Here is a 17856-nt window from a genome sequence, read left to right on the forward strand (position 1 = left end):
GACTTTAATTGTTCCTCGGTCGCAGCTTGTTTACTGTTATAGGTGGTATTTGGATCCCATGTGGTATTGGTTAAACCATTGATTCGACCTGTCACACCATTCACCGTTACAGGGTTGCTGCCTGTGCCTGAACCAATCGTGACCTGATTGGCGAGACGAATATCAACATTATTGCCTTGGTTGCTGATCACAAGGTTACTGTCCGCATTGGAAATATCCACGGTATCGTCAGGTGCAACATTACTCTTACTTGCCGCATTCTGATTGGTGCTTAGGTTCCAACCCTTATTGGCAATTTGCTCAACTTCATGCAATTGACTACCATTCACCGCATCAGTCGAACTCGCATTCACATCACCTTTAGCCACATTGGTGATCTTTTGATTGCCTGCACTGATTCCGTTCTTACTAATACTTGGGCTATTCGCGATCGCATTGCCACTACCATCGACAAAGCTAAGACCATTGCTATTGATCAATGTGCCTGCTGCATTAACACTATCGACTTTCACATCTTTGGCTAATTTAACTGTGAGCTTGTTATTTCCATCAGCCACAACACCAATATTGTTATCTGTCAATTTGCTCGCATCTGTTACGCCACCAACGACATTTAGTGTTTCTCCAAGTTTACGCTGTACATTGCCACCGCTATCTGCTTGAAAGGTCAGTGCTGTATTCGCTAAATCTTCAATTGCTGTATTGGTTTGATGCAACTGACTACCATTAATCGCATCCGTACTGGTTGAGCTAATTCGACCTGCTGCGACATTAACGATAGTACGTTCATTCCCTGCACTGCCTACACTTACGCTTGAAGAATTGGTAGGTGTACCAGCAAAATTATAGGTCTTGCCATTAATCACCGTACTGGTTGTCTGTACGTAATCAGCTGATTGCGAGCCGCTACCGAGTGCAACAGCATTGTTATGATTAACGACTGTATTTGCACCTAAAGCAGTCGCACCTTCGGCAATTGCCTGTGCATTAGTACCTTGAGCAATGGTATTGGTATTTAGTGCTTTAGCATTGAAACCTTGTGAAATTGCTGCGCTACCTGTCGCCAAAGCATTTGCACCAATCGCAGTTGCATTATCCGCAATAGCTTGTGCATTGTTCCCTTGTGCAATCGAATTAATATTTAACGCTTTCGCTGCTACACCTTGAGCCAGCGCATTTTCCCCGTCTGCTTTCGCCTGTTTCCCTAAAGCAATCCCATTTGCCCCAACCGTCTGCGCATCTAAACCAATTGCAATCGCATCTTTCGCTTCCACTTTACTGTTTTTACCTACTGCAATGGTATTTTCTTCAGTTGCTCGAGCCGTATTTCCTAAAGCAATTGCACTTTGGATCTGGGCAAAACTATCTGTACCAATGGCAATGGTATTTGAATTGAGATTGTTATCAATTTCATCTTTGGTCGGATTAGCTTTCCCAGAAATTGAATTGTTCCCCATCGCAATCGCATTGCTTGCATAACTTGTGGCTTGGGTACCTGTTGCAATCGAATCACGGGCATTTGCATTGGCCTGTTTACCTGTCGCCAGAGCATTGGTTCCAGACGCCGATGCTTGCGTACCCAAAGCCAGCGCATCTGTACTTGAGGAACGGCTGCTGACCCCAACGGCAAGCGCTCTATCTGCACTGGCACGAGCGTCATAACCTTGCGCAATACTCTCTTCCCCTCGAGCGATGGTTTCTTTACCAATTGCAATCCCTTTACTGTTGGTCACCAGTGCATTGCTACCCACAGCAATCGCATCATTTACTTTATCATTGCTGGTTTGTGGCTCTGATTTCGCATCTTTACCAATGACAATACTGTTTTCACCACGGCTGATCGCATGCTGACCAATCGCAACACCTGCTGCATCATATGCAATTGTGCCCGTTGAGCCGATCGTGGTTGCATTATCCCCTAGCGCATAGACCTGCGAACCAATTGCAGTACTGTTTTTATTCTGGGCAATCGCCTCAGGTCCAATTGCCACAGCATCGACCCCAGATGCCCCTTCATTATTTTTATTCCCAATCGCTTCTGATTTTACGCTGATATATTTAACTCGACTCGCCTCAACCGCTTCTTGCATTTGAGCTAGATTTACTGCATCTGTCCCTACTTTGCCTGCTGCCAGTCCACTAATCACCGTATTGGGTCTTAAATTAATTTGCTTTGACGTCGCATCGGTATAAGTCACAGCATTGTCAACGCTTGGAAGCACAGCGCCACTGGAGATTGCACCTAAGGCATCAACCACTGTGTTATATTTAAATTCATTGCCTTTATTATCTTTCAGCGTAATTTGTGAATAACTCCCATTGTTGTCTACACTCACATCGCCACCAATTAAATTTCCCACTTTTTCTTGGGCAATTTTTAATTGTCTAACGTTCACAGCATCATAACCATCCGCACCATCATCAACATGGGCAATCCGTCGGTTAAATGCAGCAACCCCTCCTGAGCCATCAGAACCTACTGAGACAACTCCCTGATTACTGGTTTTAGTTGAAGTCAAATAGCCTGTTTGTGTTTCAGCTAACTCTTTTGAAGCGACAGAATTAGAACCCAATGCAATACTGTTGTCTTTTGCCCATGCATTCGTCCCAATGACAACCCCATTATCTGCATTTTTCTTGGTTCCCGTCCCAGAACCATCATCGATGCCTTCTACTTTTGAATTAGACCCAATCGCGACTGCGCCCTGATTATCCGCACTTGCTAAATAACCGACAGCAACAGCAGCTTGACCAGAAATCGAACGTCCGCCGATGGCTGTAGTATGATCAGTATCACTTGCATCCTGATTGGACAAATACCCGATACTCACATTTTCTTCGCCAGTTGAGCCTTGTCCCGACTTAGAGCCAATCGCAATATTATAATTACCAGATGTTCCATTTGAGGCTTGCAATCCAATGGCAATATTTTCATTCCCCTTAATGTTTTGTCCAGCGCTGGTACCTATTGCAATATGGTTTTGATTACTATTTCCTGCATTATTGACCGTACCAACTCCTGCATTTGCCCCTAAAGAAATGGCACTGGTACTATTTGCCTGTGCACCTGAACCCAGCGCTGTTGAATTTGCTCCGCCAGCAATTGCACTGTCCCCAAGAGCGGTTGCTGAACCAGATGCTGCTTTCGCCCCTTGACCAATAGCAGTGGCATTGGATGCAGAAGCTTCTGCACCTGAGCCCAGTGCACTGGAATTTTCAGCACTCGCAACTGAGTTAGAACCCACTGCAATGGCATTTTTGGTGCTGGTACCACTAACCTTTGCCGCATCACCAATCGCAATCGAACTAGTAATTTCCATCGTATCAGTCGTCGCTGCTTGTCCGATCACCGTGTTTTTATTGCCAAGAGCTTTGGAGTCTTTACCAATCGCGATCGACGCAACTCCATCCGTACCTGCCACTGCTGTTCCAACAATGGCATTATTACCTATCGCCACTGCATCTGTAGCGGCACTATTGGTCACAGCTTTTGGTCCGACCGCCACAGAATCTGTACCATTTGCGACAGAGTCATCTAAAACCGAAGTTGCATGAAAATATTTTGCTCGCTCAATCCCTGCATTTAATAAATCTTGCTCCACTTGATACAGTTGATCACCCGTCACCACTTCTTTAGATCCAGAACCAACAGTGGCATTTTTAGTTACTGTAATTTGACCATTATCGATCACCACCCCATCGACTGTAACTTTGTCAAAACTGACCTCTGGCTTTGTCGCAACAGTAAGATTATTTCCTGATCGAGTAATCGCAATATTTGCACCATCTGAAAATTGCACGGTGTCAGAAGCCTTTACCGATGTAGCAGCATCGCCATTGGCTTGAATTTTCCAAGTTTGGTTGGATATTCCCCCAACCGATGATTGTAAGTTTGCAATGTCCCCTTCATTTACCGTTACACGGTTGGTTAATAGAGAAATATCATTTACATTTTTTGAAACACTCGAATTTAATGATGAAATATCTGAGCTATTTTGAATGACTTTATTATCAACAGTTTTGAGTTGACCAAAGGTTGCAGCATCATCATTGCTCACCCCATCACTCAACCCAGATATTTTATTAGCTGTGCTATCAATCGTCACTGACCCCACGGTGACATTTTTAAAGCTGACATTATCTGAGGTCGAAATCGTATGTTTTATATTAAGCGGATCACTGTTATCTGTAATGACTTGTATATTAGTGCCCTGAATCACGTCATCCGCATAGCTAGTCATCGCTCCCATCGTAAAATTAAGGAGTACCGCTGTGACTGAAATTTTGATTGTTTTTGATTTTACTCTTGATTTAGCTAGCTCAGAGACTGCTACCCAAACACCCATTGAAGCGTTCCACACTAGCTTATAGACTTTATTCATGATTATTTCACCTTGTCGTTTTATATATATTTTTAAAGTATTTATTTTGAATAAAATATAATCAGAAACCCATTAAACCATTGGTAACTTAGAGTAATTCTTTATTTATACTTTTGTTTTTTTAAATTAATTAACAAAAATTACATTTACTTTTTTATTATTTAAAATACACCTATTTGCTATTTAAAAATTTAAAATTAAATTTTTAAAATCAATACAATAAACATTAATTATAAATATTTAACTATTAGTTTAATATTATTAACACCAACCAAAATCCCAGTAATCACTCATATTTCAATCTGTTTCTTTGTGTAACTTTATTTTATCTTTAGTTAAAATATTTTTTAAAACAACCTCATTTAAGAAAAAAATTAGTTTTTCTAGCAACTTAGATTAATAAATACTAAAACACAATAAAATCAATAGATTTGCACAGATCCATTCTGAGGGGTATCTTTAAAAACATGAAAAATAAATAAATTTCAAACCTAAAGATAGATCGAATAATAAAAGTGAGATCGAAAAATGATTGAATGGTTACAAGGTGAATTAAAACATAGTCCAGAAATATTATTGTTCTTATCCTTGGCAATAGGTTTCTGGATCGGTCAGTTTCAATTCGGAAAATTTCAGTTCGGTGGCGTGGCGGGTTCTCTACTTGTTGCAGTGGTGTTAAGTCTAATCGGTGTACCTATCGATAATGGGGTCAAGGCTATTCTGTTTGCATTGTTCATTTATGCAGTTGGTTTTGAAAGTGGTCCGCAATTTTTTAAATCATTAGGTCCACAATCGATAAAAGAAATCCTCTTAGCAGTGTTCATGGCAGTTAGTGGTTTAATTACCGTGTTGGTCATGGCGAAGTTATTCCATTTAGATAAAGGATTAGCAGCTGGATTGGCCGCTGGAGGCATGACCCAATCTGCAATTATTGGGACTGCAGGTGACGCGATTTCCCGTCTCGACCTCCCCTTAGCTGAGATTCAAAAACTACAGGCCAATGTCGCAATCGGATATGCAGTGACTTATATTTTCGGTTCATTGGGTGCGATTATCGTCTGTGTGAATATTCTCCCTAAGTTTATGGGCAAAGAAATTCATGATGATGCTTTGAAAGCACAATCCGAACGCCTTAAAGGTGCTTTTGAACTAGCGCCTGGCCAAGAACTGGCAATGCCTGAAATTGTCGGACGCATTTATAAAGTTAAACAAGCTAATGGGCAAACTGTTGCAGAACTTGAAGCCAAGCAAAGTAGCATCACCATAGAACGTTTAAAGCGTAAAGATCAATTAATTGATGTTGCACCAGAACTGACTTTACAAACAGATGATGTGATATTGCTAGTCGGTCGTCGTGCCAGTGTTGTTGCTGTTTCAGACCAAATCGGTACTGAGCTACAGTCTTCACAAGGCATGGAAATGATTATGGATACGACGGATGTGATCCTAAGAAATTCCAAGTATATCAACCGTAGTCTCGGCGATATCAAAGGCAATACTCCTGCTTATTTAAAGCATGGGATTTACGTACTGGCGATTAAACGTAATGATGAAACTCAAAGCTTGAGTGATGACACCGTTTTACATCAAGGAGATGTTATTACGGTTTATGGAACTAAAAGTGATCTTGATCGTTTAGTCAAAGAAGCAGGTACAGCACTGCCAGAAAGCTTAAAGACCGACTGGATTTTCCACGGCGCAGGCTTGGTCGTTGGTTTATTGATTGGTCTATTTGTTGTTCGTATTGGTGATGTACCTCTAACACTCGGTGCAGGTGGTGGTGCGTTACTGTCTGGCCTTCTGTTTGGTTGGTTGCGCAGCCGTAATCAAGTCCATGGCAACATGCCTTTAGCTGCATCACAGCTACTGAAAGATTTGGGGCTTGCAGGATTCGTTGCTGCGGTTGGCTTGCAATCTGGTTTACAAGCCATCCAAACCATTAAAGACAGTGGTCTTTCACTATTTATGATTGGTGTCGTGGTCACACTGGTTCCACTGATTCTATCCATGCTTTTCGCTCGTTATGTGCTGCGTTATGACAACGTTGCGGTTATGGCAGGTGCATTATCGGGTTCCCGTAGTGCCAACCCAGCCTTTGGTGCAATTTTAGATAAAGCTGGAAACTCGATTCCGACCGTGCCTTTCGCAATTACCTATGCCTTGGCAAACGTATTCTTAACTCTGCTTGGCCCACTGATTGTTGGTCTTGCTTAACATCCATATTCAAAATTTTATTGCCGTCACTATAATTAAGGAGACTTCCCATGGGGAACGTTGATTACTCAAAATACTCAAAACTTAGCCCATTCGAACTAAAAGACAATTTAATCGAACTTGCCCAAAGTAAAACAGACAGGATGATGCTAAATGCAGGGCGCGGAAATCCAAACTTTTTAGCCACGATTCCACGTCGAGCATTCTTCCAATTGGGGCTATTTTCAACCACCGAATCAGAGTTTTCGTTCTCTTATATGCCAGAAGGCTTAGGCGGCTTCCCTCGCCCAGTTGGTCTGCAATCTCGCTTCGATAACTTCATTATGCACAATCGGGATAAACCTGGCGTGGTATTTTTAGGCAAAGCCATTTCCTATGTCCGAGATCAGCTTGGTTTAGATCCAGATGCTTTTTTACTAGAAATGGTTGAGGGAATTTTAGGTTGTAACTACCCTGTTCCAGATCGCATGCTACGCATTAGCGAGTCCATCATCAAAGAATATATATTGCGTGAAATGGGCGTCCAAGGCATGCCTAAAGAAGGTTTAGACTTATTTGCTGTCGAAGGTGGAACCGCAGCAATGGCCTATATTTTTAACTCCTTAAAAGAGAATAAAATTATTGCCAATGGAGACCGTATCGCGATTGGTGCACCCATTTTCACTCCGTATTTAGAAATCCCAAAACTGAATGACTATCAACTTGAAGAAGTCTTGATCGAGGCAGATCCAAAACTCGGTTGGCAATACCCTGAATCTGAATTGCGGAAACTGGAAGACCCATCGATTAAAGCCTTCTTCCTTGTGAATCCAAGTAACCCACCTTCAGTAAAACTGAGTGATGAAGGTTTGGCGATATTGGCTGATATCGTTAAAAAACGACCTGACCTGATTATTTTAACGGATGATGTGTACGGTACTTTTGCAGACAACTTCAAATCACTATTTGCGATTTGTCCAGACAATACCATCTTGGTGTATTCATTCTCGAAATATTTTGGGGCAACGGGTTGGAGACTTGGGGTGATTGCCCTCTCCAACAATAATATTCTGGATCAAAAATTGGCGGCACTCTCGAAAAAAGACAAGAAGGAACTGGAAGAACGCTATTCCTCTTTAACCACCGATCCAGCCAAGATTAAATTTATTGATCGTCTGGTCGCAGATAGCCGCAATGTTGCCCTGAATCACACGGCGGGTCTATCTACTCCACAACAAGTACAAATGGTACTGTTTGCCCTGTTCAATATGATGGATTCGCAACAGAACTATAAAAAGGCAGTTAAATCTGTAGTGCGCGAACGTGATGCTGCACTATATCGCCAATTAGGGGTTGATGTGCCTGTCGATCCAAATTCAGTCGATTACTATACCTTGGTGAATTTGGAAAATACTTCCAGAACACTATATGGAGATGATTTTGCAGATTGGGTGATGAAAAATAAGAACCCAACCGAATTATTATTCCGCGTCGCTGATGAAACGGGTGTAGTGCTGTTACCCGGTTCTGGCTTTGGGGTGCAGCATCCGTCTGCCCGTGCTTCATTGGCCAATCTGAATGAATACCAATATGCCGCAATTGGGGATTCCTTAAGACGCTTTGCCGAAGAATCCTATCAAGAATATCTAAAAACCAAGAAAGGCAAAAAATAAACCTGAATCAATATTCATGATCAATAAAAAAGCAGCTTAGGCTGCTTTTTATACTTTAAAACTCAACGCTTAAAACTAAAGATCGAGTACCAGTTTTTTGCCTTTGGCACGCGACACACAAATCATCATCGATTGCTGTGAGGCTTTTTCATCATCACTCAAGTACTGATCAAAATGCTCAGCTTCACCTTCAAGAATTGTAGTTTCGCAGGTCCCACAGACCCCTTCACGGCATAAACATTCCACATCAATATTGAGGAGTTCAATCGCTTGTAAAATGGTTTGATTGCCTTGAACTTCCACTTGCTGATTGGATTTTGCCAGCACTACCGTAAAGGCTTCCCCCTCTTCTGGTACCGTTGATGCAAATTGTTCCCAGTGAATATATTCATCGCGGTAACGATGGTAATTACAACGATCGATCACCGCATCAATCATTGGCTTAGGGCCACATATATAGACATGCGTGCCTTTCGGTTGGGCACCAATCAACTGATCCAAATCCAAACATTTACCATCCGAATCGATATAGCTAAAAATATGTTCGCCATGCTTTAGTTTGAGCTCTTCTAATAGCGCGGCATGTTCTGGCGAACGATAGGCATAATGCAACTCATAGTCGGCACCACGCGCAGCCAACTCATCCATTTGCGGCACAAATGGCGTAATACCAATACCGCCGGCAATCAGAATGTGTTTCTCACCATCTGCCGCTAAGGGAAACAAATTCTTCGGTTCAGAAATCAGAATCTCACAGCCTTCATTGCACTGATCATGCATATAGACTGAACCACCTTTACCTTCAATATCTTTACGGACACACACTTGGTAAGTCGAAAGATCTTGAGCACAACTCATCAGTGAATAGGCATTGGATAGCTGGTCATTCATTTTCACAATGATATGACTACCACCATTGAATTGAGGGAAATTTTGTCCGTCCTGACGTTTAAATGTAAACCGTTTGATCAGTGGAGTCAGTTGCTCTACACGTGTGACCACTGATGCAAACATTTCATAATGACTAGCCATGTCTAAATCCTCTTTACCGCATGCTGCTCATCTAAGCATTTTCTAATTTTAAGCGCATATTGCCTGTTGGGTCGCCCATTCTGGCAACCCAACCAATAGTGTCCCTAGATTCCTAAACACATATATTTAATGGTCATGAACTCTTCCAAGCCATATTTAGAACCTTCACGACCAACACCTGATTGTTTCACACCACCAAATGGCACCACTTCATTGGAAATAGCAGTTGAGTTCATTCCGACCATGCCATATTCCAACTGTTCAGCGACACGCCAAATCCGTGAAATATTTTCGCTATACACATAAGCCGCTAAACCAAAAATGGTATCGTTGGCTTGCGCCACCACATCGGCTTCCTCAGTAAAGCGAATTAACGGTGCCACAGGCCCAAAAATCTCTTCCTGAACAATGTCCATATCACGCGAAACATCGGTTAACACCGTCGGTTCAAAGAAAGTCTGACCCAATGAATGCTGCTGACCGCCACACGCCACTTGTGCACCTTTACCACAGGCATCATCAATCAACTGTTTTGCTTTCAACACCGCTTTGTCATTGATTAACGGCCCAATCTGCACATTCGATTCCAAACCATTGCCGATTTTGAATTTCTGTACCTCTTGCACAAATTTCTCGGTAAATGCCTGATAAATCTTATCGTGAACGTAGATTCGATTGGCACAAACACAGGTTTGACCTGCATTACGGAACTTGGCAAAGATTGCGCCTTGTACCGCTTTATCCAAATCTGCATCATCAAACACGATCAGTGGTGCATTGCCACCGAGTTCCAACGCCAACTTTTTAATAGTGCCTGAACATTGTTGCATCAATAAACGACCGACAGGTGTAGAACCGGTAAAGGTCAATTTTTTGACTTTTTCATGGCTGCTAAAGACCGAACCAATGTCTTGTGATTTGCCAGTGACAACATTAATGACGCCCGCTGGAATGCCAGCCATTTCTGCCAGTTTGGCAAGCGCAAGTGCGCAATACGGGGTTTCATTGGCAGGCTTAATTACGATGGTACAGCCTGCCGCCAAAGCAGGTGCTGCTTTACGGGTAATCATCGCAATCGGGAAATTCCACGGCGTAATTGCTGCAACCACACCCACAGGTTCTTTGGTGATAATAAAACGCTGCTGGCTATTGGTAGTTGGAATGACATCGCCATAAACGCGCTTGCCTTCTTCAGCAAACCATTGGATAAATGAGGCCGCATATTTCACTTCACCCAAAGCCTCAGCTACGGGCTTGCCCTGTTCAATGGTCATCATTCGAGCCAAATCATCGGCATGCGCTAAAACCAGTTGATACCAAGCCAATAACAGATCTGCACGTTTTTGTGCCGTTAATCCTTTCCATGCAGCTAAAGCCTGATACGCCACTTCGACTGCTTCGGTGGCTTCTGCTGCACCCATATTTGGAATGACGCCAATTTCTTCACCTGTGGCAGGGTTGGTCACAGCAATGGTGGCATCGGATTGTGCACTCACCCATTGACCATTGATCAATCCGCGTTGTTGAAATAACGGACTTGCTTGCAAACTTGACATGTCATATTCCTATCGATTGAAAGCAAGGTACGGCCTGATCACCGCACCTTAAATTATCTGATGCTTGAGACAAAATTATTTGTGGTATTGCGCAACAAGATTCTGGAAATAAGCAATACCGTGTTCACTGATTCCTGAACGTTGCTTGTCGGTCATGATACGACCTTGACCACGATAACCCCGTGATTTTAAACCACGTTGTACGCTTTCAACCAATTCAAGGTCTTCAGGACGGAAGACATTGCGATACCATTCAATTAAGTCTTTCTGATCTTGGGTCAGTTCTTCGTTGGTAAAGAAAATGTCATAGTGCTGCAAAGTAGTTTCCGCATCCATCGGAAACTCATAGATCACGGTCATGAAATTTGCACCCGGCGGTACATTAAACATGGTGCATGGCCAAGTCCAGAAACCACTAAATGTTGGGTCTTTCACCGATGGATCAAGCTTGAATGATTTTTCTGAAGAACGTGCATAACCATATTGCAGCGTCCAGTTTTGATGCGTGGTGTGCCAGTATTTATCCACCTGTACTGAATCAGCAAAGCCCGGATGCGCTGGGCCACAGTGGTAACACTCTAAATAGTTATCTACGATCACTTTCCAGTTCGCAGGTGTTTCCGTTACGAAACGTGCCGCCAGTTTCAAGTCTTTAATTACCGCACAAGCTTCATTCAATTTTTGTGCAAATTCAGGCAACTGATCTTCAACACAGGTGGCATTTTCATCCATATTGATAAAGACAAAACCACCGTATTCCTCAACTTTTAACGGCACCATGCTGGAGTTTTGCTTGTCAAAAGACTCCACATGATCACAATTACGTGCCAGAGCCAAACTACCATCCAGCTTGAATGTCCATGCATGATACGGACAGGTAATGACATTTTTGGCTTTACCGTTGCCGCTTAACAGCTCATGACCACGATGCGGGCAGACATTATAAAAGGCACGTAATACGCTGTCTTTGCCGCGAATCACGATAATATTTTCACCAATCACCTTACGGGTAATATAGTCATTGGCTTGGGCAACTTCACTGCCATGTGCTACGCAAATCCAGCTTTTCGCAAAAATTTCTTCTTTTTCGCGCTCAAACACCTGAGATGAGGTATAGAACACTTTTGGAAATGTCCATGCCACATTTGGGTTTGAACAGAAATCTTCTGGTAATTTTTCAACTGCATTCATGGTTTTACTCCATTAAACTCTTTTGTCCTAACGACCGTTTTATCAAAATTGGCTGATGTTCAAATCACTTGAACATTTGCTTTAACGAACTCAGCAGATGCTGATATAAATCCTGCACCACAGGACAATCCCGTACTAAACGTAAACTGCCATGTAGTAATCCTTTGCCGAGATAAAACTCGGCGGCAATATTGGCCTGCTTTAACTTGTCGGCAAGAATATGTCCGTCATCACACAGCGGATCGTATTCCGCAACCGCAACAAAGCTGCGTGGCATATCACTGAAATCTTCTGCCAACAGTGGCGCTAATCGAGTGTCCTGCCAGTCGCTTGCATTCGGTGCATATTCCTTCAGGTAATAATGCATTTCCTCTAGCGTCAGTAACGGCGCATGTGCATGCTGCTGGCAAGATGCAGTAGCAAAACTGCTGCCCAAACATGGATAGATCAAAGCCAGACCACATGCCTGCGTACCTGTATGTTGTAATTGAACCGCCAGTGCCGCGGCTAAATTGCCACCCGCACTGTCTCCTGCTAACACCAGTTGTGTTGGATCAATATTCCAGTCTGCACCATGCTCACGTAGCCAGTGATAGACTGTTTCACAATCTTCATAAGCAGCTGGAAAATGATGTTCTGGCACCAAACGATAATCCACACTCAGTACCGCAACATTTAAATCACGACATAAATAGCGAGTGATAAATTCATGTGAATCCAGATTGCCCAGCATCCAGCCCCCACCATGGATAAACAGCACGCAAGGCCAACCTTCCGTGGGTGCTTGGCCCAATGGTGAATACAACCGAACATTGACGGGATGAGTGGCATGCGCAACGGTTTTATCTTCAATCTTCACCGTTCCATCGCGTGGCAAGGTATAGTGCAGGCACATGGCATCATAGGCTGCACGAATTGAATCAATATCGTTATCCGCTGCTGAATAAATGCTGCTCCAGTACACCAGACTTTGCATTTCTTCGCTTAACTCATAGTGCGTGTTCGGTTGTGCTGTCATGACAATTCCTTTTGACTACTTTTATGTGCCAGTGCTGTTGCCGCAATATCAATCTGCATCTGTTGATTTGGGTCAGTATGCTCAAGCGCTTCCAAGTCACTAAAGCTGCGCTGTTCAATCAAATGCGATGGCACTTTGGAATAATCTTCAATCAACCATTTCACCAAACCATAGGTCTGTACCAGAATAATCACAATAAACGGTAAGGCAGTCACAATGGTGGCGGTTTTCATGGTGTCTAAAGGTGCCTTAGAGAAAATCATCGCAATCGGTACCAGTGTTAACATCAGACACCAAAACAAGCGCGCATTTGGAGATGGATCTTGCCCTTCACCTAAACCACGGGTACAAGTTGCAGAAACTGCATAGCCCACTGCATCCATATGTGCTGCAAGGAAAATCACCATAATGCCAAGGAACAACCACATCATCAGCTTGCCTGCTGGCAATAAACCCAACAGTTGACCAATCGCGACTTCACCACCTTGCTGACTCAAGATTTGCGGAACATTGACCATGCCATGAATAAAGCTATAGACACTGTAATTTTCAAACACCCCAAAGATGAACCATAAACCAACGCTACCGCCGATGACCATGGCAAGAATCACTTCTTTAATGGTGCGCCCCTTGGAAACACGGGTTACAAACAACGCCACGCCCGGTGCATAAGAAATCCACCATAACCAATAGAATACGGTCCATTCACGGGTGAACTTTCCATCGCCCATCGGATCGGTAAATAAGCTCATATCGACAAAGTTAGTCGCCATCAGGCCAAAACTCATCAATGAGTTGTTCATAATGAATTGGGTTGGCCCAAAGCACAGCACATAGATCGCAAACAGCACCACACCTAAGCACACCATATGACTCAAACGCTGCATGCCTTTATCCATACCGACATAGGAGCTGAGGGCGAATAACACCGACACCGCCAAGATGATGATGACTTTGGTCATGAAGGTATTCGGAATACCCGTGAGTTGCGACAGAATGTTAGTAAAAGTCACCGCAGTCAGTACCAGTGAAATGGTCAAGGCACCAAACATACACAGCAAAAACATCAAGTCGACCACACGTCCAACTGGCCCCGTTGCTTTAAAACCAGTGACCGCTTCCACCATTGACGCCAGACTTAGGCCTTTATTCTTTCTGACATGGTAGCTGTAGCACAGTGAAATCGATGCTAAAGCATAAATCGACCATGCACTCAAACCAGAGTGAAAGAAGGAATAGGCCACACTGTATTTCAGTGCTTCAGCCGATTCAGGAGCTAAATTTAAACCTGGGGTCTGGTAATAATAGGCCCAGTCTAAAAAGCCCCAGTACAAGGTTGAAGAACCAATCCCAGACAAAATGAACATGAAAATCCATGACATGGTGCTGTATTGGGGCTTCCCCTCACCAAGCTTGATTTTGCCGTATTTACTAAAGGCCAAACCGAAGGTAAAAATAATTGATAAAAAAGCAAATAACAGGACTGGCGTGGTAAACACCGACGTGGTCCACTGCATCCATTTTGCAGCCAGTTGTATTGATTCAGATGAGTAGATTGCCAGACCAGCCACCGATGTAAATACAACGGCAAGACTGGTGATCGCAAGCGTCTTATCTGTATAAGGCTTTGTAATTTGATTATCCATATCTATTCAATCCATCTCGGATAGTGACTATTCCCTCAGGGGTACTTACTCCATCGCGAATAAATCCATTTTTTGCTGAGTCACACAGGATGCAATCGCATCACCTACTTCATAAGTCTTGGCAGTTCCACCAACATCAGGCGTTTTCGGGCCATGCACCAACACATGCTCAATCGCCTGCATAATTTCCTGTCCTGCCTGAATCACCTGCTCATCTCCATCTGCCAAGAAATCCAGCATCATGGCACCCGACCAGATCGCCGCAATTGGGTTGGCAATTTGCTGACCGTAAATATCGGGTGCTGAACCATGTACAGGCTCAAACAATGACGGGAATTTACGTTCAGGGTTAAGGTTGGCCGAAGCTGCCAAACCAATGGTGCCCGTACATGCAGGTCCTAAATCCGACAATATGTCACCAAATAAATTCGATGCCACCACCACATCAAAGCGCTCAGGCTGTAGAACAAAACGTGCTGCTAAAATATCGACATGCTGTTTATCTGCCTTGATCTGTGGGTAGTGTTTTGCCATTTCATCGACACGTTCATCCCAGTACGGCATGCTGACGGCAATGCCATTGGATTTAGTCGCAGCTGTGATTTTTTTAGCCTCACGCTGGTCCGCAAATTCAAAGGCATATTTTAAGATGCGATCGACCCCATGACGGGTAAATACCGCTTCCTGCAACACAAACTCACGATCGGTGCCTTCAAAGGCTTTACCACCAATGGCAGAATATTCACCTTCACTGTTTTCACGCACCACATAAAAATCGATATCGCCCGGTTGTTTGCCAGCAAGCGGACATTTCACTCCAGGCATTAACCGAACAGGGCGTAAATTCACATACTGATCAAAACGACGACGAAACTGGAGTAATGATCCCCATAGTGAAATGTGATCAGGTACCTTTTCAGGCCAACCCACCGCACCAAAGAAGATTGCATCATATTCCTGCAGGATCTCAAACCAGTTATCTGGCATCATTTTGCCGTGTTCAAGGTAATAATCACAGCTGGCCCAATCAAAGCTATCCATTTGAACTTGAATGCCATATTTGTCTGCTGCTGCCTTTACAACCTTGATGCCTTCTGGTAGAACTTCTAAACCAATCCCATCACCCGCAATCGTGGCAACTTTATACTTTTTTGCCATAACGCTCCCTTACACCTTTGGTTAATATCCTTAGCTGTAAACATGCTGTTTTCGGCAGCAATGATCAATAAGAAAACTATCACCCCAATGGACACGGATCGTGAATAATCTACCTAACCTATCGGATTTAAAGGTTTTTTGCACAGTCGCCAAACGCAAGAGTTTTGTCGATTCAGCTGAGGAGCTGGGTGCTTCACCTGCATTTATCAGTAAACGCATCAACATTTTAGAAACCAATCTGAACTGTAAACTGTTCCATCGCAGTACCCGTCATGTCAGTTTGACCGAAGATGGCAAACTGATTCTGGATCGGGTCTCCAATATTCTGGATGAATTTGATGAAATCAGTGAGCTAGTGAATAACCCCTTAAGCACGCCCACGGGTCATCTAGACATTGTCAGCAGCTTCGGTTTTGGCCGTAAACATGTTGCGCCAATCCTGTCTAAATTGATGACCATGTACCCTAAACTGGAAATTCAGTTTGATACCATCGACAACACCAAAGATCTGATTCAACACAGCATTGATCTGGATATTCGCATTGGCAATGACATTGCCCCGAATATGATTGCCAAAAAACTGGTATCGAATTTCAGGATTTTCTGCGCTGCGCCCAGCTATTTGTTGCAACAAGGCATGCCTGAAAGTCTGGAAGATTTACGCAACCACGATTGCCTCACCATCAGTGAACGAGATCAATCTTCAGTATTGTGGAAATTACGTCATCCTTCGGAAGATCGGTCGGTACATGTCACACCCCGTTTTATTTCCAATAATGGCGAAATTATTCATCAATTGGCAATCGAGGGACATGGCATTATCTTACGTTCGATTTGGGACGTCGCAGATGAATTAATTAGCGGTCAGTTACAGCATATCTTGCCTGAGTACTGGCAAGATGCCGATGTTTGGGCGGTCTATCCTTCACGTTTAAAAAGCTCATCTAAACTACAGACCTGTATTCTGTTTATTCAAAATGAACTGATCAACCGTTTACAGCATATCCAGAACCTAAGCCGTGGCCAGTTGATCCAACCGATTGAGCCGATCAATCCAAATACCGAGAAAGTATTTCTATAATCGCGCTAAGCTGCCTGCTTTATTTTTTCATCCACATCATGCACATTAGCAAGATCATGAATTAACAGGCAGCTTATGAGCACGGCAATATTTGGCCTTATTTTACTTGCAGCGACATGTCATGCCACATGGAATGCCATTGTAAAAGCGGGTACAAATAAGTTTTTAACCACGGTACTGGTCACTGCATCCGCAGCAGTTTTAGCCGCACTACTGCTGTCCTTTTTCCCGATACCGCAACGCGAGAGCTGGCCTTATATTTTGGCCTCAACGGCAATACAAATTCTGTATTTTGGCATGGTGGCTAAGATCTATCGCATCGCCGATATGGGACTGACCTACCCGCTAATGCGCGACACTGCACCATTGATTGTGGCCGTTTTAGGCACCTTGTTATTGCACGAACAACTACAATTCAATACATGGCTAGGGATCATCACTATTTCCGTCGGCATTTTATCGATGATTTTGGCTGCGCCCAAAACAGGACGCAAAGGCATTGGTCTGGCATTACTCAATGCCGTCTTGATTGCAGGTTATACCTTGCTGGATGGTCATGGCGTTCGTCTTGCAGGATCAGCCATTGCCTATATCCTATGGAGTTTCGTACTCTCAGGACTGATCTTTTTTATATTTGCCCTGAAAATGCAATATCGTCAGATGGGTGAGTATTTTCGAAATAATTGGCATTTAGGTTTAATTGGTGGAATCGGTTCTTTTTTCTCTTATGGCTTGGCACTGTGGGCAATGACGCTTGCACCTGTCGCGATTGTTGCCGCACTAAGGGAAACCTCGATTTTATTTGCTACGCTGATTTCGATCTTTATTCTAAAAGAACGTATCAATGCGGTACGGATTATCTCCTCATGCATCATTTTAATCGGGGCACTGATCTTAAGAACCGCCTAAAGCAAAAAAGCCAGTCT

At 43.4% G+C, this 17856-nt stretch carries 11 protein-coding genes; 4 read left to right on the plus strand and 7 right to left on the minus strand.

Features of this window, described 5'->3' with window-relative positions; translation table 11 throughout:
• Nucleotides 1-4382, minus strand: a 4382-nt coding sequence (locus tag F896_RS21040; RefSeq protein WP_016164121.1) for an ESPR-type extended signal peptide-containing protein, incomplete at its 3' end; no start/stop codon positions are given.
• 528 nt (nucleotides 4383-4910) lie between these two features.
• On the opposite strand from F896_RS21040, the gene aspT reads away from it, so the two are divergent.
• Together aspT and F896_RS07580 are read left to right on the plus strand one after the other, a co-directional pair.
• A complete protein-coding gene (aspT, locus tag F896_RS07585) occupies nucleotides 4911-6596 on the plus strand; it encodes an aspartate-alanine antiporter (RefSeq protein WP_016164122.1) in 1686 nt (561 codons plus the stop codon).
• A gap of 50 nt (nucleotides 6597-6646) precedes the next feature.
• Nucleotides 6647-8248 (plus strand): bifunctional aspartate transaminase/aspartate 4-decarboxylase, encoded by a 1602-nt coding sequence (locus tag F896_RS07580; protein WP_016164123.1) that lies wholly within the window; start codon nucleotides 6647-6649, stop codon nucleotides 8246-8248.
• Nucleotides 8249-8323: 75 nt separating this feature from the next.
• On the opposite strand, the gene cntB is transcribed toward F896_RS07580, so the two are convergent.
• From cntB to F896_RS07550, 6 genes are all read right to left on the minus strand, one after another.
• Complete coding sequence (gene cntB, locus F896_RS07575; RefSeq protein WP_016164124.1) at nucleotides 8324-9280, minus strand: carnitine monooxygenase, reductase subunit CntB; 957 nt, start codon at nucleotides 9278-9280, stop codon at nucleotides 8324-8326.
• 104 nt (nucleotides 9281-9384) lie between these two features.
• The gene (locus tag F896_RS07570) at nucleotides 9385-10836 is read right to left on the minus strand and encodes an NAD-dependent succinate-semialdehyde dehydrogenase (RefSeq protein ID WP_016164125.1); all 1452 of its coding nucleotides are present in this window, start codon (nucleotides 10834-10836) and stop codon (nucleotides 9385-9387) included.
• Between the two features lie 75 nt (nucleotides 10837-10911).
• Complete coding sequence (gene cntA, locus F896_RS07565; protein ID WP_016164126.1) at nucleotides 10912-12027, minus strand: carnitine monooxygenase subunit alpha; 1116 nt, start codon at nucleotides 12025-12027, stop codon at nucleotides 10912-10914.
• A gap of 64 nt (nucleotides 12028-12091) precedes the next feature.
• On the minus strand, nucleotides 12092-13045 hold the full coding sequence (locus tag F896_RS07560; RefSeq protein ID WP_016164127.1) for an alpha/beta hydrolase: 954 nt from the start codon (nucleotides 13043-13045) through the stop codon (nucleotides 12092-12094).
• Nucleotides 13042-14697: a BCCT family transporter gene (locus tag F896_RS07555; protein ID WP_171069689.1), complete on the minus strand. Its 1656-nt coding sequence runs from the start codon at nucleotides 14695-14697 to the stop codon at nucleotides 13042-13044. Before F896_RS07555 ends, F896_RS07560 begins: the two co-directional genes overlap by 4 nt.
• Nucleotides 14698-14736: 39 nt before the next feature.
• Nucleotides 14737-15849 carry a tartrate dehydrogenase gene (locus tag F896_RS07550; RefSeq protein WP_016164129.1) on the minus strand — a complete coding sequence of 371 codons (1113 nt, stop codon included), beginning with the start codon at nucleotides 15847-15849 and terminating at the stop codon, nucleotides 14737-14739.
• 100 nt (nucleotides 15850-15949) lie between these two features.
• On the opposite strand from F896_RS07550, the gene F896_RS07545 reads away from it, so the two are divergent.
• Both F896_RS07545 and F896_RS07540 read left to right on the plus strand, forming a co-directional pair.
• Nucleotides 15950-16930, plus strand: coding sequence for a LysR family transcriptional regulator (locus F896_RS07545; protein WP_009509203.1), 981 nt, complete (start codon nucleotides 15950-15952; stop codon nucleotides 16928-16930).
• A 75-nt stretch (nucleotides 16931-17005) separates the two neighbouring features.
• Entirely contained in the window at nucleotides 17006-17839 is an 834-nt protein-coding gene (locus F896_RS07540; RefSeq protein ID WP_016164130.1) for a DMT family transporter, read from the plus strand.
• The last annotated feature ends 17 nt before the right edge of the window (nucleotides 17840-17856 follow it).

Origin of the sequence: Acinetobacter genomosp. 15BJ (genome assembly GCF_000400715.1) — a bacterium.
Taxonomy (GTDB): Bacteria; Pseudomonadota; Gammaproteobacteria; order Pseudomonadales; family Moraxellaceae; genus Acinetobacter.